The following is a 19,476-nucleotide window of genomic DNA, read 5'->3' as shown; positions in this document are numbered from 1 at the left end:
GGGACGCGATGCACGCGATCCGGATCACCGACCCTGCCGACAAGCGCCTCGCAGACTACCGCGACCTCACCGATGTCGCGTTGCGGCGCGTGATCGAGCCCGAGGGCGGCCTGTACATCGCCGAGTCGGCGAAGGTCATCGGGCGCGCCCTCACCGCCGGCCATCGTCCCCGATCGGTCCTCGTGCAGGAGAAGTGGCTCTCCGACATCGAGGAACTGGTGACGGATGCTGCGGTGCCGACGTACGTCGTGACCCCGGAGATCGCCGAGTCCCTCACCGGATACGCCGTGCACCGCGGTGCGCTGGCATCGATGCACCGGCCCGAGCTCCCGTCGCTCGGCGAGGTCGTCGCGGACGCCCGGCTCGTCGTCGTGCTCGAGGACATCGTCGACCACACCAACGTCGGTGCCATCTTCCGCGCCGCGGCGGGACTCGGTGCCGATGCGGTGCTCGTGAGCCCGCGGTGCGCCGACCCGCTGTATCGGCGGAGCGTCCGGGTGAGCATGGGCACCGTGTTCCAGGTCCCCTGGACGCGGCTGCCCGAATGGGGCGAGGCCCGCCAGGTGCTCCACGACGCGGGCTTCGAGCTCGCCGCGCTCGCGCTGTCAGACGCCGCCGTCTCGCTCGACGCCTTCAGCGCGCGCCGGCCGGAGCGCGTCGCACTGATGCTCGGCGCCGAGGGCGACGGGCTGTCGCGCCGGGCTCTCGAGGCGGCCGACACGGTCGTGACGATCCCCATGGCCGGCGGTGTCGACTCGCTCAACGTCGCCGCGGCGAGCGCGGTCGCGCTGTGGGAGCTGCGGGCGCGCTGACCCGATGGCCTGCTCGCGCCGGGGTCAGGCGCCCGGGCGCACGGTGAGTTCGGTGAGGTCCGCGTCACGGGGCAGGTCGAGGGCCGCCAGGATCGCCGTCGCGACGGATGCCGGCTCGATCCACCGCGACGCGTCGTAGTCGGCGCCCTCCTGCTGGTGCACCTTCTCCTGCATCGGAGTCGCCGTGCGGCCGGGGTACACGGTCGTCACTCGCACGCCGTTCGCCCGCTCTTCCTCGCGGAGGGCGTCGGCGACGGCGCGCACCGCGAACTTGCTCGCACCGTACGATCCCCACTCGGGGCTCACGCGCAGACCGGCTCCCGAGTTGACGAAGACGACGCGTCCCCGCGCGATGCGCAGGGCGGGAAGCATCAGGCGGGTGAGCTCGGCGGGGGCGACGGCGTTGACGTTGAGCTGGTGCTGCCAGGTGACGACCGGCGTCTCGCCGATCGTGCCGAGCTCCACCACGCCCGCCACGTGAATCAGCGAATCGAGCTGCGGCGGCACGCTCTGGTGGCTGAACGCCCATGACAGGCGCGCCGGGTCGGCGAGGTCGCCGACGAGGGTCTGCGCGCCGGGGAAGCGCTTGCGCAGCTGCGCGGCCCGGCCGGCATCCCGCACGAGCAGCCAGAGCTCGTCGCCGCGCGCGGCGAGCATTCCGGTCAGAGCCGCGCCTATGCCCGAGCCGGCGCCGGTGACGAGGTGCGTCGCCACGTCAGGCCTGCTCGCCGCGGCCAGCCGCGGGATCCTGCCCCGGCGCGAGGGTGATCACCGGCAGCGGGTCGGGCCGCTTCGCCTTCACGTTGTCGCCGGACGACTGGTGGCGCAGGCGCCGCAGCACCCACGGCACGAGGTACTCGCGCGCCCACATGACATCGACCGCGCGCGCTTCCCGCCATGTGCGGATCGGCAGCGGGTCGGGCTGCATCGGCTGGAGGTCGTTCGGGACGTTGAGCGCGCGCAGCACCATGCGCGCGACCTCGTGATGGCCGAGCGCGTTGTAGTGCAGGCGGTCGTCGTCGAAGAAGCGCATGTCCTGCACCTCCTTGAGCGCCCACTGGTCGGCGACGATGCAGTCGTACTTGTCGGCGATCGCGCGGATGTTCTCGTTGTAGATCGCGACCTTGCCCCGGATGCCGCGGAACACCGGGGTGAACGCCGTGTCGATCCCTGTGAAGACCACGACGGTCGCGCCGTCGCGCGAGAGGCGCACGACGGCGTCCTCGAAGAGCTGTGCGACGTGGTCGGGGTCGCCGTTGGGGCGGATGACGTCGTTGCCGCCCGCCGAGAAGGTCACCAGGTCGGGCTTGAGGGCGATGGCCGGAGCGACCTGCTCGTCGACGATCTGACCGATGAGGCGGCCGCGGATCGCGAGGTTCGCGTACGCGAAGTCGTCGACCTGCTCCGAGAGCACCTCCGCGACGCGGTCGGCCCAGCCACGGAATCCGTTCGGGGCCGAGGGCTCGGGGTCGCCCACGCCCTCCGTGAACGAGTCGCCGATCGCGACGTAGCGGCGCCACGGGTGCGGCTCGGCATTCGCGACGTAGGGGCTGCGGGGATCTTCACTCGTGGACATCCGTGTCATCCGTTCTCGGCTCGTGACCGAGAGCCAGGGTATCGCGGCGAGGCGACATGGCACCGGATGCCGCGAGCGGGCGACTCCCGACGCCCGATGTCGTGCGGGTCGTCTATCGTGGTGACTCGTTGTCTACGGGGGAGGTGTGATCGGTGACGGACGAAACGACGATCGAATCGCCGCCCGTCCTCCCCGAGAACCCCCTCAGCGAGTCGCCCGCCGACAGCCGCCTCACCACGGGCCCCCACGGCGCAGAGCCCCACATCGGCAGCTTCGCCGCCGAGCATCTGTCACCGACCTATCCGCAGCGCGCGCCGTGGGGAACCGCGCAGCGCCTGCGCGCCTGGCAGGCCGAGGCGCTCGACCTCTACTTCGGGATGGACGGCCCCGACGGCCCCGGCGGCGGACCCCGAGACTTCCTCGCGGCGGCGACCCCGGGCGCAGGCAAGACGACCTTCGCGCTCCGTCTGGCGAGCGAGCTGCTACGGCGGCGCGTCGTCAACCGCATCGTCGTTGTCGCGCCGACCGAGCATCTGAAGACGCAGTGGGCCGACGCCGCCGCCCGCGTGGGCATCCGCCTCGACCCGGCGTTCAGCAACCGGCATTTCGCGCCCGCACGTCAGTACCACGGCGTCGCCGTGACGTACGCGCAGGTCGCGGTCAAGGCATCCGTCCATCAGCGGCTGACGATGGACGCGCGCACGCTGGTGATCCTCGACGAGGTCCACCACGGCGGCGACGCGCTCAGCTGGGGCGATGCACTCCGGGAGGCCTACGCACGGGCGACCCGCCGGCTGCTGCTCAGCGGAACGCCGTTCCGCAGCGACACGGCGCCCATCCCGTTCGTCGAGTACCACCCCGATGCCAAGGGCATCCGCGTCTCGCGCACCGACTACGCGTACGGGTACCGGCGCGCGCTCGAGGACGGCGTCGTGCGTCCCGTGCTCTTCATGGTGTACGCCGGCCAGATGCGCTGGCGCACGAAGACCGGCGAGGAGATGGAGGCGCAGCTCGGGCAGGACAACACCAAGGACATCACCTCGCAGGCGTGGCGCACGGCGCTCGACCCCGAAGGCGACTGGATCCCCGCGGTGCTGCGGTCGGCCGACCGCCGCCTCACCGAGGTGCGCGAGCACGTTCCGGATGCCGGCGGCCTGGTGATCGCGACGGATCAGACCGCCGCCCGCGCCTATGCGGCGATCCTCCACGACATCAGCGGCGAGCCGCCGACCGTGGTCCTCTCGGACGAGGCCGAGGCGTCGAGCCGCATCGAGGAGTTCTCGAAGTCGACCAGCCGGTGGATGGTCGCGGTGCGCATGGTGTCGGAGGGCGTGGACGTCCCACGGCTCGCCGTCGGCGTGTACGCGACCAGCGCGTCCACCCCGCTATTCTTCGCGCAGGCCATCGGTCGCTTCGTGCGCGCCCGGCGTCGCGGCGAGACCGCGAGCGTGTTCCTGCCGAACGTTCCGCAGCTGCTCGCCCTCGCGAACGAGATGGAGCGGCAGCGCGACCATGCGCTCGACCGCGACTCCGACGGCGAGGACGAGTGGAACGCCGAAGAAGACCTGATGAACGCGGCGGAGCGGGACGACAAGGCGTCCGATGCGCTCGAGGAGGAATTCACCTACCAGGCGCTGGGTTCTCTTGCGCACTTCGACCGCGTGCTCTTCGACGGCAAGGAGTTCGGGCAGCTCGCGGTGCCGGGCACCCCCGAGGAGGAGGAGTTCCTGGGCATCCCGGGCCTTCTCGAGCCCGATCAGGTGCACGACGTGCTCATGTCGCGGGTGTCGCGGCAGTCGCGGCACCGGAGCGCGCGCGAGGCGCAGGAGGCGACGGCGCCCGAGGAGGAGCCCGCACTGCCACAGGCGCTGCACCGCACGCTGAAGGAGCAGCGCCAGCTGCTCAACAGCCTCGTCGGCCTCTACGCCCGCCAGACGGGCGAGCCCCACGGTCTCGTGCACGCCGAGCTGCGCCGCATCTGCGGCGGGCCGGCGGTGTCGCATGCGACGGTGACCCAGCTGCAATCGCGCATCGACGTGCTGCGCAAGCGCGTCCGCTCCTGACACGGCCGGATCGCCGAGGTTCGGATCCCCGAAATGCTGGCAATCCTCGGTTTTCGCGCGGGCGGGACCACCGCGGTGGCTACCGTTGTCGGGTCCCGCACCCCTGACTGGAGGCCCGAGTGAGCACGCCCGCCGCACCGACCGACCGCGATCGACGCCGCTGGGCGCAGTACCTCGTGAACGAGCGCGCCGAGGCGCACGTCTACCGCGAGCTCGCCGGAAGGCGATCGGGCGAGGAGCGCGAGATCCTGCTGGCCCTCGCCGACGCCGAAGGGCGCCACGAGGCCCACTGGCTCGAGCTCCTGGGCAGCGAGCCGGCGCGACTGCCCAGAGCGGACGTCCGCACGCGCATCCTCGGGTGGATGGCCCGGCGCTTCGGGTCGATCTTCGTGCTGGCGCTCGCCCAGAACGCCGAGGCCCGCTCGCCCTACGACGACGAGCCGTCCGCCACCCCGACGATGGCGGCCGACGAGCGGGTCCACCACGAGGTCGTGCGCGGGCTCGCCGCCCGCGGTCGCCGTCGCCTGTCGGGCACGTTCCGCGCCGCCGTCTTCGGGGCCAACGACGGCCTCGTCTCCAACCTCGCGCTCGTGATGGGTATCGGCGCCACCGGCGTGTCGAGCCAGTTCGTGCTCTTCAGCGGCATCGCCGGCCTGCTCGCAGGCGCACTCTCGATGGGTGCGGGGGAGTTCGTGTCCGTCCGCTCGCAGCGCGAGCTCCTCGCGGCCACCGAGCCGAGCGACTACGCCGACGGCGCGATCCCGCACCTCGACATCGACGCCAACGAGCTGGCGCTCGTGTACCGGACTCGAGGGATGCCGGAAGCGGAGGCGTCCGCGCGGGCCCGCCGCGTCGTCGAAGCCGCGCACGCCCTCGGCCAGGGACGCGCCGATACCGGACCGATCTCCGTCGCCGATCACGAGGAGGTCGTGGGAAGCGCCTGGGCTGCCGCGCTGTCGAGCTTCCTGTTCTTCGCGTCGGGCGCGATCATCCCGGTCCTGCCGTGGATCTTCGGCCTGTCGGGCCTCACCGCGGTCGTGGTGGCGCTCGTGCTGGTCGGCATCGCGCTGATGTCGACGGGCGCGGCGGTGGGGCTTCTGTCGGGCGCGCCACCGCTGCGCCGCGCGCTGCGCCAGCTCGGTATCGGCTTCGGCGCCGCTGCGGTGACCTATCTCCTGGGCCTGCTGTTCGGCGTCACGATGGGGTGACGCGCCCGGGCGTCGCCCGATTCGTTGAACCCCCGGCGACGTGGTAATGTCATTCCTCGGTTGCGAAACCGAAAACCACCTGCGCGGGTGGCGGAATAGGTAGACGCGCTAGCTTGAGGTGCTAGTGCCCGTATAGGGCGTGGGGGTTCAAGTCCCCCCTCGCGCACAGTGAAGAAGGCCCCCGGAAGGGGGCCTTCTTTCGTCGTGCCCGGCGTCATGTCGCGCGCCCTCAGTCGGAAACGGACGGGAAACGAGTGACCGGTAGGTTGGAGCGCATGCCCTCATCCGATCTCGGACTCCCGGAAGTCGCCGCGGTCGCGCGGGATCTCATCCGCTTCGACACCACGAACCACGGCGGGGGCCGGGCGACCGGCGAGCGGGAGGCCGCGGAGTACGTCGGCGCCTATCTCGAGAGCCTGGGTCTCGCACCCGAGTTCTACGAGCCGCTCCCGCGCCGCACCAACGTGATGGCGCGGGTTCCGGGCCGCAACCGCGACAAGCCCGCGCTCGTGCTGCACGGCCACCTCGACGTGGTCCCGGCGATCGCCGACGACTGGAGCGTCGACCCGTTCGCGGGTGTCGTGAAGGACGGGATGCTGTGGGGCCGCGGTGCCGTCGACATGAAGGACATGGACGCCATGATCCTCACGTCGGTCGCTGACATCCTGCGCGCCGGCGGGCAGCCCGAGCGCGATCTGGTGCTGGCGTTCTTTGCCGACGAGGAGAACGGGGGTGTCGAGGGTTCGGCGCTCGTCGTCCGCGACCGCCCCGAGTGGTTCGACGGCGCCACCGAGGCGATCAGCGAGGTGGGCGGCTACTCGATCCCCATCGGCGACCGGCACGCCTACCTGCTGCAGGTGGGGGAGAAGGCGCTCATCTGGATCCGCCTCGTCGCTCGGGGCCGCGCCGCCCACGGGTCCAAGCTTCACGACGACAACGCCGTGACGAGGCTCGCCGAGGCCGTCGCGGCGCTCGGCCGCACCGCCTGGCCCGTCACCCTCACCGACACGTCGCGCGAGATGAGCGAGCGGCTCGCCGAGCTCACCGGCCAGGCCGCGGACGACCCCGACGCCGTCGCGGCCGCCACGGGCGCAGCATCCGGATTCCTCCGTTCCACGCTGCGGACGACCGCCAATCCCACCGGTCTCGTGGCCGGGTACAAGCACAACGTGATCCCCGATCGCGCGGAGGCGCTCATCGACGTGCGCGCGCTCCCCGGCACGGAGGAGGCCGCGCTGGCCGACATCCGCCGCATCGTGGGCGACGGCGTGGAGGTCGAGATCGTCCACCAGGACATCGGCCTCGAGGTGCCGTTCTCGGGTGACCTCGTCGACGCGATGGTTGCGGCACTGGGCCGCCACGACCCGGGCGCCCCCGTCGTTCCCTACCTGATGGGCGGCGGCACCGACAACAAGGCGCTGGCCGCGCTCGGCATCGCCGGCTACGGCTTCGCGCCGCTGCGCCTGCCCGCCGACCTCGATTTCACCGGCATGTTCCACGGCGTCGACGAGCGCGTCCCCATCGACGCGCTCGTGTTCGGCCAGGCCGTCCTCACAGATCTGCTCCGCACCTACTGAGAACCGACCGGATGCGCGCTCCCTGCGGCATCGGTCATGGCACGGCTGAAAGGCGCCCATGCTTCTCGAAGCGATCATCCTCGGATTCGTCCAGGGACTGACCGAGTTCCTCCCCATCTCGTCGAGCGCGCACCTGCGCATCCTCGGCGAATTCCTGCCGTCGGCCGAAGATCCGGGCGCAGCGTTCACCGCGATCACCCAGATCGGCACCGAGGCGGCCGTCGTGGTCTTCTTCTGGCGCGACATCGTGCGGATCATCGGGCATTGGTTCCGGGCGCTGTTCGGCCGCATTCCGCGCAACGACCCCGACGCGAAGCTCGGCTGGCTGATCATCGTGGGCTCGATCCCGATCGTGGTGCTCGGCCTGCTGTTCCAGGACCAGATCGAGACGGTGCTGCGATCGCTGTGGATCACGGCGGGCATGCTGATCTTCTTCGGCGTGCTGCTCGGCATCGCCGACCACGTCGGCGCGAAGAAGCGCAAGCTGCAGGACATCACGATCGGTCACGGCGTGATCTACGGATTCGCGCAGTCGCTGGCGCTCATCCCGGGCGTGTCGCGGTCGGGCGGAACCATCACCGCGGGCCTGTTCATGGGCTACGAGCGGGCGGCCGCCGCGCGCTACGCCTTCCTGCTCGCGATTCCCGCGGTCTTCGGCAGCGGCTTCTTCCAGCTGTTCAAGAGTCTCGATGAGCCCGGTGTGTTCACGCTCGGCGAGACCGCCGTGGCGACGGCGGTGGCGTTCATCGTCGCGCTCGGGGTGATCGCGTTCTTCATGAACTGGATCTCCAAGCACAGCTTCCTGCCGTTCGTGGTGTACCGCGTCGCGGTCGGCTCGCTGCTGCTGGTGCTGCTGAGCATGGGCGTCATCAACCCCTGACGCGGGGGCGGATGCCGCTCAGCGGCGCGGATCGTCGCGGCCGGGCTTGCTCGGCCCGTCGCCCGGCTTCCCGTCGGTGCGGCGCAGATAGCGCTCGAACTCCTGCGCGATCGCGTCGCCCGAAGCCTCCGGAGAGTCCCAGGTGTCACGGGTGCGCTCGAGCTGATGGATGTATTCGGTCATCTCCTCGTCGTCGGCCGCGGCCGCGTCGATGGACGCCTCCCACGCCGCCGCCTCGGTGGCGAGGTCGCCACGAGGGACCGAGGCGCCGGTGAGGTCTTCGAGTCTGTCGAGGAGCGCCAGCGTCGCCTTGGGGGAGGGCGTGTGGCCCGCGACGTAGTGGGGCACGCTCGCCCACAGGCTCGCCGTCGGGATGCCGGCGCGCTCGGCGGCGTCGCCGAGGACGCTGAGGATGCCGACCGGGCCCTCGTAGGTGCTGCGCTCGAGCTCGAGGGCGGTGCGGAGGTTCTCGTTGTCGCTGCCGGAGAAGACCGAGATGGGGCGCGTGTGCGGCACGTCCGACATCATCGAGCCGATGGCGACGAACCCGGTGATGTCCTCGCGGAGGGCCACGTCGATGAACTCCGACGAGAAGGCCTGCCACGCGCGGGCGGGCTCGACGCCGGTGAGCAGCCAGAGCTGGGTGCCGCGCGTGGCCTGGGCGGGGCGCAGCAGCGTGGCCTCAGGCCAGCGCAGCGCTCGGCGTCCGTCGCCGTCCGCGGCGATGTGCGGACGCGTGTACTGATAGTCGAAGTACAGCTCGGGATCGACCGAGAACACCGTCTCGTACGAGCCGCCCTCGCGCAGCTGCGTGATGGCGGAGGACGCGGCTTCACCCGCGTCGTTCCAGCCGTCGAACGCTGCGACGAGAACACGACGACCCAGTCCGTCCACGAGACCCCCTTCACCTGCAACCGCTGCGGGTTCCCTCCAGGATATGCCCCCGCTCCCGGGGAGGGCTGGAGACGGCTCGGTAGGATTGCACGATGAATGCGCCCCGACTCGCCGCCGTCCTGTGGGACATGGACGGCACCCTCGTCGATACCGAGCCGTACTGGATGGCGGCGGAGACGCCCCTCATCGAGAGCTTCGGCGGGACGTGGTCCCACGAGCAGGCGCTCGGACTCGTCGGCCTCGGGCTCGAGGACTCCGCCCGCATCCTGCAGGGCACGGGCGTGCGCATGAGCACCGACGCCATCATCGACCACCTCACCGACGACGTCATGCGCCAGCTCTCCGCCACGGGCGTGCCCTTCCGCCCGGGCGCCCGCGAGCTGCTGGCGGGCCTGCGTGACGCTGGAATCAAGACGGGACTCGTGACGATGTCGATGCGCCGCATGGCGCAGACCGTGGTCGACCTGATCGACTTCGACGCGTTCGACGTCGTCGTCGCGGGCGACGACGCAACGCGCCCGAAGCCATTCCCCGATCCGTACCTGCAGGCCTGCGAGGCGCTCGGCGTCACGCCCGACGAGACCGTCGCCATCGAGGACTCGCCCAACGGGCTGCGCTCCGCCGTGGCCTCGGGCGCGTCGGTCATCGGCGTGCCGCTCATGGTGTCGCTCACCGGCGCCGGCGCCCACACGCTGTGGGACAGCCTCGAAGGGCGCACCGCCGCCGACGTGGCGGAGTTCCACGCGGCGCACCGCGCCCGCGTTCACGTCCCGCACCCCGCCGAGGGGGCCGCCCGATGACCGACGACCTGGAACCGGGCGGCGAGCGCCCGAGCGGGCCCTTCCGCCTCGGCGACCGCGTGCAGCTCACCGGCCCCAAGGGTCGCCTTCACACCATCACGCTGCGCGAGGGCGGTGAGCTGCACACGCACCACGGCGTGCTGCGGCACTCGCAGCTCGTCGGGCAGCCCGACGGATCGGTCGTCGCCAACAGCGGCGGGCATGAGTACCTCGCGCTGCGGCCGCTCCTGCGCGACTTCGTGATGTCCATGCCGCGGGGAGCTGCGATCGTGTACCCGAAGGACGCCGCGCAGATCCTCGCCGAGGCCGACATCTTCCCCGGCGCCACGGTCGTCGAAGCCGGCGTGGGCTCGGGAGCGCTGTCGCTGTGGCTGCTGCGCGCGATCGGCGCCGAGGGCCGGCTCGTCTCATTCGAGCGCCGTGACGACTTCGCCGCGGTCGCGCGGGCGAACGTCGAGACCTTCACCGGGCACGTCCCGGCGAACTGGGACGTGGTCGTGGGCGATCTCGCCGAGGAGCTGAACGACACGGTGGCCGAGGCATCCGTCGATCGTGTCGTGCTCGACATGCTCGCGCCCTGGGAGTGCATCGACGCGGTGGCCGAGGCGCTCACGCCCGGCGGCGTCGTGGTCTGCTACGTCGCGACGGCGACCCAGCTGAGCCGCGTCGCGGAGTACATCCGCGGCACCGGGCTGTTCACCGAGCCCGACGCCAACGAGACCATGGTGCGCGGCTGGCACGTCGAGGGCCTCGCGGTGCGCCCCGATCACCGCATGGTCGCGCACACCGGCTTCCTCGTGTGGGCGCGACGGCTCGCGCCCGGGGCCATCCCTCCCGAGGTGAAGCGGCGCGCGTCGAAGTCCAGCTACGGCGACGAGGACGTGGAGCTGTGGACGCCCGGCGCGGTCGGCGACCGGCAGATCACCGACAAGAACCTGCGCAAACGCGTCCGCGAGGCCGAGCGCGCGGCCGAGGGCGCCCGCCAGGCGGCCGGACGGTCCGACGCGCCCGACGAGTCCGCCTAAACTAGCCCGGTGCGCAAGATCCCCGCTGCCCTGGTTGTCCTGGGACTGGTGACCGTCGGCCTGGCCGGATGCTCGCTGCCCGGCTCGCCCCTGTCCGACTGCTCGCGTCCCGAGGTGTCGAACCCCGACGTGATGGACCTCATCACCGTCACCGGCGACACCGAGGACGAGCCGGAGGTCGAGCTGTACACGCCCGTGAAGGCAGCCGAGCTCGGCTTCAAGGACGTCGTGACCGGTGACGGCACCGCCATCACGTCCGCGAGCCAGCCCGTCGTGCTCGACGTCGCCCTGTTCAGCGGCACGACCGGCGAGCTGATCGCCGCGACGCCGTACGACGGCGACCTGTCGCGGGTGGGCTCGGTCGGGCAGTTCGCCAACTTCCCCGGCTTCGAGGACGCGCTGCACTGCGCGACCGAGGGATCCCGCGTCGCCATCGCGCTGTCGCCCGACGACCTCGGCGACGGCGTCGCCGAGCAGGCGGGCCTCGACGACGGAGACGCCCTCGTCGCCGTCATCGACCTCCGCAAGGTGTATCTCGCGGCAGCCGACGGCCAGAACCAGTTCAACAGCGGCTTCGGGCTGCCGAGCGTCGTGCGTGCGCCCGACGGGCGCCCGGGCCTCATCATCCCCGACGGCGCGGCCCCGAGTGAGCTCACGATCCAGACCCTCAAGAAGGGCGACGGTGAGGAGGTCACCGGCGAGCAGCCGGTCCGCGTCCACTACACCGGTGTGGTCTGGGGCGAAGACGAGCCTTTCGACTCCACGTGGGACGGCGAGCCCGCATCGCTCACGCTCGACGCGGTGGTTCCCGGCTTCGCGAAGGCGCTCGAGGGCCAGACCGTCGGCTCGCAGGTGCTCGTCGTCGTGCCCCCGGACCAGGGCTACGGCGACCAGGCGCAGGGCGGCATCCCGGCCGACTCGACGCTGGTCTTCGTGATCGACATCCTCGGTGTCGACGCGGTGCCGTCGGAGTAGCCGGGGGTTCGACGACCTCGCCACAGGCGGCCGTAGGATAGGCGGGTGCCTGCCACTGCCGCCGCGAAGATCCCGCCCGAGGAGCGCCTGGTGAACCTCGTGGTGGCGCTGATCGCGACCGATCAGGGGCTCACGAAGGACACCATCCTGACGTCGGTCGCGGGCTACCGCGAGCAGAGCGAGGCGGGGGCGTCGAAGGACGCGCTCGAGAAGATGTTCGAGCGCGACAAGGAGTCCCTGCGCGGGCTGGGCGTTCCCATCGAGACGATCGGCGATTGGGCCGACCCGGACGACCTCCGTGAGGCGCGGTACCGGGTGCCGAGCGCGGAGTACGAACTCCCGGAGGACATCGAGTTCACTCCGGCCGAGCTGGCGCTGCTCACCCTCGCCGGCGGGGTCTGGAGCGAGAGCTCCCTGTCGGATGACGCCCGCAGCGGCCTGCGCAAGATCCGTGCGCTCGGGGACCTCGTCGACGAGCCCATCATCGGGTTCTCGCCACGCCTGAGCCTGCGCGACCCCGCGTTCCCCGCGCTGCAGCAGGCGATCGAGTCGAGCCGCGTCGTCACCTTCCCATACCTCAAGCCGGGGGAGGCCGCGCCTCGCACCCGGCGCGTGCAGCCCCTCGCGCTCGTCGAGTACGAGGGCCGGTGGCACGTGTTCGGCATCGACCTGGACGTCCACGCCGACCGCACCTTCCTCCTGGCACGCATCGTCGGGCCCATCGCCGTCACCCGCGCATCCTTCGACCCGGCGCTTCGCGAGGGCGCTGGCGACCGCGCCCTCGCCGGCCTCGAGGAGGTCGCCGCGCGCAATTCGGCGCTGCTCGAGGTGAACCCGGGCACGGAGGCTGCGCTGCGTCTCGCTCGGCGTGCGCAGCCGGCCGAGCAGGGCATTCGCGTGCCCTACGTCGACGTCCACATCTTCGCCGACGAGCTCGCCTCATACGGTCCCGAGGTGCGCGTGGTCGAACCCGCGGACCTGCGAGACCGGGTCATCGACCGTCTCGCGGCGGCCCGAGACCTCCACGGGGGCATCGCATGAGCGTGCGCCGCCAGCTCGTCGCGACCGATCGCGCGGCCCTCATGCTCCAGCTCGTTCCGTACCTCATCGGCAAGGGCGAGGTCTCGCTCGCCGAGGCCGCCGACGAGTTCGATGTCACGCCGGAGCAGATGCGGTCGATGGTGGAGAAGCTCACCGTGATCGGTCTCCCGGGAGACCGAGGGTACTGGCAGATGGCGAACGACCTGTTCGACATCGACTGGGACCTCCTCGACGAGCGCGACCTCATCGTCATCACGAACTCGGTGGGACTCGAGCGCGCGCCGAAGCTCACGGCGCGCGAGGCGGCGGCGCTGCTGGCGGGGCTGCAGCTGGCGCGGTCGATCCCAGGCGTGGGCGACACCGCACTCTACGCGGGGCTGCTCGCGAAGCTCGCGCGCGGTGCGTCGGGGATCCCCGCCGAGGTGATCCTCGCCACAGAGCCCGTCGACGCCGTGCGCGACCTCGTCTCCGACGCGCTGCGGCGAGGCGTCGCCGTCTCGTTCACGTACAAGGCGCCCGACGCGGCGCCCACGACGCGCACCGTCGACCCGGTGAAGGTGCACATCGCGAGCGGGCAGTGGTACCTGCAGGGCTGGTGCCACCTGCGCGAGGCGATGCGCACGTTCCACCTGGACCGCGTGAGCGACCTCGAGCTCACCGGCATCCCGAGCACGCACGCGGGCGAGCAGGCCCCGGACTGGTTCGACACCGACGCCGGCGACGTGGTCGCGCGCATCCGCTTCCCCGAGGACGTCGCGCCGCTGCTGGGCGACTACCTCGATCGCGCGACGCTCGAGACAGCCGGCGGCGTCACCGTCGCGACCATGCGCGTCGCCGACGAACTCAGCCTCCGACGCCTCGCGGCGCGCCGCGGCGGCCTCGTCGAGGTGCTCGAGCCAGCCCCCGCACGCCGTGCCGTCGCGGAATGGGCCGAAGCGGGCCTGGCGCAATACCGGTGAGGGCCGTCGCGGGTCCTCGCCCTCGGGTTACACTGGACGCACATCCGCACCGACAAGGAGATTCCGCATGGGCGCATTCGGATGGCCGCACCTTCTGATCATCCTCGCGGTGATCCTGCTCCTGTTCGGGGCCGCGAAACTGCCGGCTCTGGCCAAGAGCCTCGGTCAGTCCGCCCGGGTCTTCAAGGGCGAGATGAAGGCGATGAAGGAGGACGACTCCACGGCGAAGCCGAAGGCCGAGAACGTGGCGTCCGAGACCCCCAAGGCCGACACCCCCGCGAGCTCGAGCAGCACCGCAGACCCGTCATCCTGACCCACCGTGGTCACCACGGATCCACCGCGCATCGAGGAGCCTGAGCAGCCTCGGCGCGACAAGCGCATGTCGCTGGGCGGACACCTCCGCGAGCTGCGTCGGCGGTTCTTCATCGCCGCCGCCGGCCTCGTGGTCGGCATGGTCGTCGCGTTCATCATCAGCGGCTGGGTCATCGACCTGCTGGCACAGCCGATCGTGCAGATCGCGACCGAGCGGGGCGACCAGTACATCGCGCTCAACTTCACGACCGTCTCGAGCGGCTTCGATCTGCACATGCGCATCGCGTTCGCGATCGGCCTGCTGATCTCGGCGCCGATATGGCTGTGGCAGATCTGGGCGTTCATCATGCCCGGCCTCACACGCAAAGAGATCAGCTACACGATCGGGTTCCTCGCGTCCGCGATCCCGCTGTTCGTCGCAGGGCTGTACGTCGGCTGGCTGATCATGCCGCACATGGTCGTGCTGATGGCCAACTTCGTGCCGAACGATCAAGGCGTCGCGCAGTTCTACGACTACGCCACGTACTACGACTTCGTCTTCAAGTTGCTCCTGGTGATCGGCATCTCGTTCGTGACGCCGGTCTTCCTGGTGGCGCTGAACCTCGCGGGTGTCGTGTCGGGGCGCGGCATCCTCAAGCGGTGGCGGGTCGCCATCATCGTGATCACCGTGTTCGCCGCCGCCGCGACCCCCGCCGCGGACGTCACCTCGATGCTGCTGCTCGCGGGCATCCTGTGCGTGCTCTACTTCGCCGCGGTCGGCCTCTCGATGCTGTTCGATCGCCGCAAGTCGAAGCGCGACCGCGCAGCCGGGCTTCTGCCGCCCGAGGTCTCGTGAGCGACCCCGCTCCCGCCGACCGCTACGCGCGAGCGAGCGCATCGGCGCGCCTGGATCGCACGCATCCGATCACGGCCGCCTTCGCAGCCTCCCAGCGGTTCACCCTCGATCCGTTCCAGATCGAAGGATGCCGCGCCCTCGAGGAGGGCCGCAGCGTCCTGGTGGCCGCACCCACCGGGGCGGGCAAGACGATCGTCGGCGAGTTCGCGGTGCACCTGGCGATGCGCGAGCCGGGAGACAAGGCGTTCTACACGACCCCGATGAAGGCGCTCTCGAACCAGAAGTTCCGCGAGCTCCAGGACGTCTACGGTCCTGATGAGGTCGGACTCCTCACCGGCGACACCAACATCAACGGCAACGCGCGCATCGTGGTCATGACCACCGAGGTGCTGCGCAACATGCTGTACGCCGACTCCCCGGCGCTGCGCGGCCTCCGGTACGTGGTCATGGACGAGGTGCACTACCTCGCCGACCGTTTCCGCGGCGCGGTGTGGGAGGAGGTCATCATCCACCTCGCGCCGAGCGTGCGGCTGATCTCCCTGTCGGCGACCGTTTCGAACGCCGAGGAGTTCGGCGACTGGCTCGACACCGTGCGCGGAGACACCGAGGTGATCGTCTCCGAGACGCGTCCGGTTCCCCTCGAGCAGCATGTGCTCGTCCGCGGCGACCTGCTGCCGCTCTTCGACGACCGCGCCGGCATCGCGACCGCTCAGGTCAACCAGGAGCTCATGCGCATCCGCTCGTTCAAGGGCCAGAACTTCGAGCGCAATCATCGCGTGCAGGCGTCGAACAGTGCGCGGCAGGCGGGGTACGAGGCATCCCGTCGCCGTCCGAACCGCGGTGGCAAGCGCCCCGTGCGGTCCGCGAACGTGCAGCGGATCGAGCGCCTCGATCGCCCCGATGTCGTCGAGCTGCTGTCGCGCGCCAACCTGCTGCCCGCGATCTTCTTCATCTTCAGCCGGGCGGGGTGCGACGCCGCGGTCCAGCAGGTGCGGCGCGCGGGCGTGCGGCTCACGTCGCAGGACGAGCGTCGCGAGATCCGCGCCGTGATCGAGGAGCGCACACGAACGCTCCTCGAGGAGGATCTCGCCGTGCTGGGCTTCTGGGAGTGGCGCGACAACCTCGAGCGTGGCGTCGCATCCCACCACGCCGGGCTGCTGCCGGCGTTCAAGGAGGTCGTCGAGGAGCTCTTCCAGCGCAAGCTCGTGAAGGTGGTGTTCGCCACCGAGACCCTGGCTCTCGGCATCAACATGCCGGCGCGCACCGTCGTGCTGGAGAAGCTCGAGAAGTTCAACGGCGAGGCCCGCGTCGCCATCACGTCGGGGGAGTACACCCAGCTCACCGGCCGCGCGGGCCGCCGCGGGATCGATGTCGAGGGGCACGCGGTCATCCAGTGGACCGAGGGGCTCGACCCGCAGGCCGTCGCCGCGCTCGCGTCGCGACGCACGTACCCGCTCAACTCGAGCTTCCGGCCCACCTACAACATGGCGGTCAACCTGATCGACCAGTTCGGCCGGGCGAAGGCGCGTGAGATCCTCGAGTCCTCCTTCGCCCAGTTCCAAGCCGACCGCGCTGTCGTCGGACTCGCCCGGCAGGTGAAGGAGCAGGAGGAGTCGCTCGCCGGCTACGCGAAGGCGATGACCTGCGACCGCGGCGACTTCGCCGAGTACTCGCGCATCCGCCGCGAGCTGAGCGACGTCGAGAAGCTGAACCGCAAGGACGCGAACGCGTCACGACGCACTCGCGATGAGCGCCTGCGCCACATCGCGAGCCTGCGCAAGCAGATGCAGCGCCACCCGTGCCATCAGTGCCCGGATCGCGAGCAGCACGCGCGGTGGGCCGAGCGGTACTGGAAGCTCAAGCGCGACGTCGACAAGCTGCGGCGGCAGATCGAGACCCGAACCGGCACCGTGGCCCGCATCTTCGACCGCGTCGTCGATGTGCTGGGCGCGCTCGAGTACGTGTCGATCGACGGCGACGGCACCACGACACTCACGCCCGCGGGGCGCACCATGCGGCGCATCTACGGGGAGCGCGACCTCCTCGTCGCCGAGTCGCTGCGACGCGGCATCTGGAAGGACCTGGATGCCGCGTCCCTCGCCGCCCTCGCCTGCTCGCTGGTGTACGAGCCGCGGCGCGACGACGGCGGCCCGGGGGAGCGGGGGCTGCCGCGAGGTGCGTTCCGCCCCGCGTTCGAGGCGACGCTGTCGCTGTGGCAGGAGCTCGACGACCTCGAGCAGGAGCACCGGCTGCCCGGCACCGAGCCGGTCTCCGCCGGTCTCGCGCAGGCGATGCACACCTGGGCACGCGGCGGCATGCTCGACCGTGTGCTGGTGGAAGCCGACATGGCAGCCGGCGACTTCGTGCGCTGGTCGAAGCAGACGATCGATCTGCTCGACCAGCTGTCGATCGTCGCCGACCAGCCGATCGCGGGCACGGCTCGTAAGGCGTTGGATGCGGTGCGCCGCGGTATCGTCGCGTACTCCGGCGTCTAGCGCCGACGCTGCGAGGCAACGCGCTCCGCTCGCTTAGGCTGAATCCGTGCCACCTCGCCCGATCCTGCCGCTGTGGGCGGCGGTTGCGGTCTCGGTCCTGGCCGGGGTGCTGTTCGACCTCGCCTTCCCGTCCGTCGCGTGGTGGCCGATGGCCTTCGTGTCGGTCGCGCTGGCGCTCGTGACGTTCATCGGGCGAACCGTCGGCGGCGCATTCCTCACGGGGTTCGCCTACGGTCTCTCCTTCTACCTGCTGAACGTCGACTTCACCGCCGAGTGGGTCGGGCCGCTCCCGTGGCTCGCGCTCTCCCTGCTCGAAGCGCTCTTCGTCGCGGGCGGTGCGGTGCTCATCTCGCTGGCGTATCGATGGGTGCCGCTGGTCGTTCCGCGCCGGGGCCGCGTCGTGCTCACCTCGATGCTCGTCGCAGGGCTCTGGACGGCGAAAGAGGCGGTGATCGGCGGGTTCCCGTACGGCGGCTTTCCGTGGGGGCGCGTGGGCACGTCCCAGGTCAACGGACCGTTCGCCGAGGTGGTGTCATGGGCGGGCACTGCCGGACTCACGTTCCTGGTCGTCGCGCTGGTCGCCGCGTCGGTGGAGATCGTCCGCTCCCCGCGGCGGGCGCGGGGAGGCGGCATCCGTCCCCTCCTCCCGGTCGCGGTGCTCGCTCTCGTCGCCACTGCGCTCCTGCTCGTCCCGGCGTGGGCGACCACACCGGTGGGCACGATGCGCGTCGCGAGCGTGCAGGGCAACGGCCCGGCCGGCTACTTCGACCCCCGGGAGGCGGGAGACATCCTCGAGTCCCAGTACGAGGCCACGAAGCCGCTGTTCGGCGCGGAGGGCGTCGATGTGGTGCTGTGGCCCGAGGGAAGCGTCGACGTGGACCCCGATTCCTCGCCGGTCGTGGCGGCCGCTCTCGACCGGGTAGCGCGGCAGGTGGGTGCTCCGCTGGTCGCCAACCGCATCGACAGGCGCGGCGACGAGTACTTCAACATGTCGTTCCTCTGGCGCGAGGGCGCCGGGATCGAGCAGACCTACGACAAGCGCAATCCGGTGCCGTTCGGCGAGTACGTACCCGACCGGGAGTTCTACGCGTCGATCGCGCCCGATCTCATCGGCATGATCGGCCGCGACTACACGCCCGGCACCACTGAGCCGGTGTTCGACATCGATGGCACCGTCGCGGGACTCGCGATCTGCTTCGACGTCATCTACGACGCGCTGATCTGGGAAGGCGCACGCGACGGCGCCGAGATCTACCTCTTCCAGACCAACAACGCCGACTTCCGAGGCACCGATGAGAACCTGCAGCAGCTGGCCGTCGCGCGACTGCGCGCGATCGAGACCGGTCGCTCGGTGGTGAACCTCTCGACGGTTGGCACGAGTCAGGTGATCGCGCCCGACGGGTCCACCATCGACGGACTCCCGGCGGACGAACCCGGGCACATGCTGACCGACGTGCCGCTGCGCACCGGCCTCACGCCGGCCGTCATCGTCGGGCCGTGGCTGAACGCGCTCGTGGCGTGGGGCAGCGTCGTCGTCCTCGCGGGGCTCGGCGTCGCCGCGCGCCGGCGCGCGCCGGCGCGCGCCGGGGCACGCGAAAACGCCGGCCCCGTAGGGCCGGCGTCGCGCAGGGTGCGGCTCAGGCGCTGAGCTTGTCCACCGTCACGGCCTCGCCGGCGCCGCGGCGGGCGCGGACGAACGCGAGGCGCTCCTCGAGCAGCTCCTCCAGCTCGGGGATGGTGCGGCGCTCCAGGAGCATGTCCCAGTGGCTGCGAGGCGTCTTGTCACCGGAGTGGTCGACGGTCGCGGTGCCCTCGCCGACTCGCAGCAGCGCCTCGGCGCCGCAGGTGCGGCACTCCCAGGCCGGCGGAACCTCGGCGTCGGCCGCGAAGGTCAAGGTCGTGTCACGTCCACACGACGTGCACGAATAGATGTGCTGTGCGCGCTCATGGAACACGACGCCCTCTTCGCTCTGTAGGCTCTGGGCGCCGAGTCGGATGCCGCGCAGACTGCGGTCTGCCATTTT

Annotated in this window: 18 protein-coding genes and 1 tRNA gene; 15 read left to right on the top strand and 4 right to left on the bottom strand. The window is 70.9% G+C overall.

Going from position 1 to position 19,476, the window contains the following annotated elements; all coding sequences use genetic code 11:
- The first annotated feature begins 8 nt into the window (after positions 1 to 8).
- Positions 9 to 812, top strand: coding sequence for a TrmH family RNA methyltransferase (locus JNB61_RS02985; protein ID WP_220338836.1), 804 nt, complete (start codon positions 9 to 11; stop codon positions 810 to 812).
- A gap of 24 nt (positions 813 to 836) precedes the next feature.
- On the opposite strand, the gene JNB61_RS02980 is transcribed toward JNB61_RS02985, so the two are convergent.
- Positions 837 to 1,526: an SDR family oxidoreductase gene (locus JNB61_RS02980; protein WP_220338693.1), complete on the bottom strand. Its 690-nt coding sequence runs from the start codon at positions 1,524 to 1,526 to the stop codon at positions 837 to 839.
- A gap of 1 nt (position 1,527) precedes the next feature.
- Positions 1,528 to 2,388 (bottom strand): SGNH/GDSL hydrolase family protein, encoded by an 861-nt coding sequence (locus JNB61_RS02975; protein WP_220338692.1) that lies wholly within the window; start codon positions 2,386 to 2,388, stop codon positions 1,528 to 1,530.
- 263 nt (positions 2,389 to 2,651) lie between these two features.
- Here JNB61_RS02975 and JNB61_RS02970 point away from each other — a divergent pair, with 263 nt between their 5' ends.
- From JNB61_RS02970 to JNB61_RS02950, 5 genes are all read left to right on the top strand, one after another.
- A complete protein-coding gene (locus tag JNB61_RS02970; protein WP_220338835.1) occupies positions 2,652 to 4,451 on the top strand; it encodes a DEAD/DEAH box helicase in 1,800 nt (599 codons plus the stop codon).
- A gap of 119 nt (positions 4,452 to 4,570) precedes the next feature.
- On the top strand, positions 4,571 to 5,659 hold the full coding sequence (locus JNB61_RS02965; RefSeq protein WP_220338691.1) for a VIT1/CCC1 transporter family protein: 1,089 nt from the start codon (positions 4,571 to 4,573) through the stop codon (positions 5,657 to 5,659).
- An 81-nt stretch (positions 5,660 to 5,740) separates the two neighbouring features.
- Positions 5,741 to 5,825, top strand: a tRNA-Leu gene (locus JNB61_RS02960).
- A gap of 109 nt (positions 5,826 to 5,934) precedes the next feature.
- Positions 5,935 to 7,236 (top strand): M20/M25/M40 family metallo-hydrolase, encoded by a 1,302-nt coding sequence (locus JNB61_RS02955; RefSeq protein WP_220338690.1) that lies wholly within the window; start codon positions 5,935 to 5,937, stop codon positions 7,234 to 7,236.
- Between the two features lie 58 nt (positions 7,237 to 7,294).
- Positions 7,295 to 8,116: an undecaprenyl-diphosphate phosphatase gene (locus JNB61_RS02950; protein ID WP_159844374.1), complete on the top strand. Its 822-nt coding sequence runs from the start codon at positions 7,295 to 7,297 to the stop codon at positions 8,114 to 8,116.
- Between the two features lie 18 nt (positions 8,117 to 8,134).
- On the opposite strand, the gene JNB61_RS02945 is transcribed toward JNB61_RS02950, so the two are convergent.
- Positions 8,135 to 9,010, bottom strand: a complete 876-nt coding sequence (locus tag JNB61_RS02945) for a PAC2 family protein (RefSeq protein ID WP_220287951.1) — start codon at positions 9,008 to 9,010, stop codon at positions 8,135 to 8,137.
- 92 nt (positions 9,011 to 9,102) lie between these two features.
- On the opposite strand from JNB61_RS02945, the gene JNB61_RS02940 reads away from it, so the two are divergent.
- From JNB61_RS02940 to lnt, 9 genes are all read left to right on the top strand, one after another.
- Positions 9,103 to 9,810, top strand: coding sequence for an HAD family hydrolase (locus tag JNB61_RS02940; RefSeq protein WP_220338689.1), 708 nt, complete (start codon positions 9,103 to 9,105; stop codon positions 9,808 to 9,810).
- Positions 9,807 to 10,835, top strand: a complete 1,029-nt coding sequence (locus JNB61_RS02935) for a tRNA (adenine-N1)-methyltransferase (protein WP_220287949.1) — start codon at positions 9,807 to 9,809, stop codon at positions 10,833 to 10,835. Before JNB61_RS02940 ends, JNB61_RS02935 begins: the two co-directional genes overlap by 4 nt.
- Positions 10,836 to 10,844: 9 nt before the next feature.
- A complete protein-coding gene (locus tag JNB61_RS02930; RefSeq protein ID WP_220287948.1) occupies positions 10,845 to 11,810 on the top strand; it encodes an FKBP-type peptidyl-prolyl cis-trans isomerase in 966 nt (321 codons plus the stop codon).
- Positions 11,811 to 11,855: 45 nt separating this feature from the next.
- Positions 11,856 to 12,851 (top strand): helix-turn-helix transcriptional regulator, encoded by a 996-nt coding sequence (locus JNB61_RS02925; protein ID WP_220338688.1) that lies wholly within the window; start codon positions 11,856 to 11,858, stop codon positions 12,849 to 12,851.
- Entirely contained in the window at positions 12,848 to 13,810 is a 963-nt protein-coding gene (locus JNB61_RS02920; protein ID WP_220338687.1) for a helix-turn-helix transcriptional regulator, read from the top strand. Before JNB61_RS02925 ends, JNB61_RS02920 begins: the two co-directional genes overlap by 4 nt.
- 67 nt (positions 13,811 to 13,877) lie before the next feature.
- Positions 13,878 to 14,123 (top strand): Sec-independent protein translocase subunit TatA, encoded by a 246-nt coding sequence (gene tatA, locus JNB61_RS02915; protein WP_116193575.1) that lies wholly within the window; start codon positions 13,878 to 13,880, stop codon positions 14,121 to 14,123.
- 6 nt (positions 14,124 to 14,129) lie between these two features.
- Positions 14,130 to 14,957 carry a twin-arginine translocase subunit TatC gene (gene tatC, locus JNB61_RS02910; protein WP_374226600.1) on the top strand — a complete coding sequence of 276 codons (828 nt, stop codon included), beginning with the start codon at positions 14,130 to 14,132 and terminating at the stop codon, positions 14,955 to 14,957.
- Positions 14,954 to 17,452 carry a DEAD/DEAH box helicase gene (locus JNB61_RS02905; RefSeq protein WP_220338686.1) on the top strand — a complete coding sequence of 833 codons (2,499 nt, stop codon included), beginning with the start codon at positions 14,954 to 14,956 and terminating at the stop codon, positions 17,450 to 17,452. Before tatC ends, JNB61_RS02905 begins: the two co-directional genes overlap by 4 nt.
- 46 nt (positions 17,453 to 17,498) lie before the next feature.
- Positions 17,499 to 19,100, top strand: a complete 1,602-nt coding sequence (gene lnt / locus JNB61_RS02900; protein ID WP_220338685.1) for an apolipoprotein N-acyltransferase — start codon at positions 17,499 to 17,501, stop codon at positions 19,098 to 19,100.
- Here the strand turns inward: lnt and JNB61_RS02895 are convergent.
- Positions 19,090 to 19,473, bottom strand: a complete 384-nt coding sequence (locus JNB61_RS02895; RefSeq protein ID WP_159844354.1) for an RNA polymerase-binding protein RbpA — start codon at positions 19,471 to 19,473, stop codon at positions 19,090 to 19,092. The two genes, lnt and JNB61_RS02895, sit on opposite strands and share 11 nt — an antisense overlap.
- Between the last annotated feature and the right edge of the window lie 3 nt (positions 19,474 to 19,476).

It is taken from the genome of Microbacterium ureisolvens (assembly GCF_019511645.1).
GTDB lineage: Bacteria > Actinomycetota > Actinomycetes > Actinomycetales > Microbacteriaceae > Microbacterium > Microbacterium ureisolvens_A.
Note: the sequence above shows the minus strand (reverse complement) of the source record. Positions and strands in the feature narration are given on the sequence as shown.

Bases quoted from the DNA above. Each gene is read 5' to 3' on its own strand.
- JNB61_RS02985 (WP_220338836.1), top strand. From the start codon at position 9: ATGCACGCGATCCGGATCACCGACCCTGCCGACAAGCGCCTCGCAGAC.
- tatA (WP_116193575.1), top strand. From the start codon at position 13,878: ATGGGCGCATTCGGATGGCCGCACCTTCTGATCATCCTCGCGGTGATC.
- JNB61_RS02955 (WP_220338690.1), top strand. From the start codon at position 5,935: ATGCCCTCATCCGATCTCGGACTCCCGGAAGTCGCCGCGGTCGCGCGG.
- JNB61_RS02950 (WP_159844374.1), top strand. From the start codon at position 7,295: ATGCTTCTCGAAGCGATCATCCTCGGATTCGTCCAGGGACTGACCGAG.
- JNB61_RS02975 (WP_220338692.1), bottom strand. From the start codon at position 2,388: ATGTCCACGAGTGAAGATCCCCGCAGCCCCTACGTCGCGAATGCCGAG.
- JNB61_RS02920 (WP_220338687.1), top strand. From the start codon at position 12,848: ATGAGCGTGCGCCGCCAGCTCGTCGCGACCGATCGCGCGGCCCTCATG.
- JNB61_RS02940 (WP_220338689.1), top strand. From the start codon at position 9,103: ATGAATGCGCCCCGACTCGCCGCCGTCCTGTGGGACATGGACGGCACC.
- JNB61_RS02935 (WP_220287949.1), top strand. From the start codon at position 9,807: ATGACCGACGACCTGGAACCGGGCGGCGAGCGCCCGAGCGGGCCCTTC.
- JNB61_RS02895 (WP_159844354.1), bottom strand. From the start codon at position 19,473: ATGGCAGACCGCAGTCTGCGCGGCATCCGACTCGGCGCCCAGAGCCTA.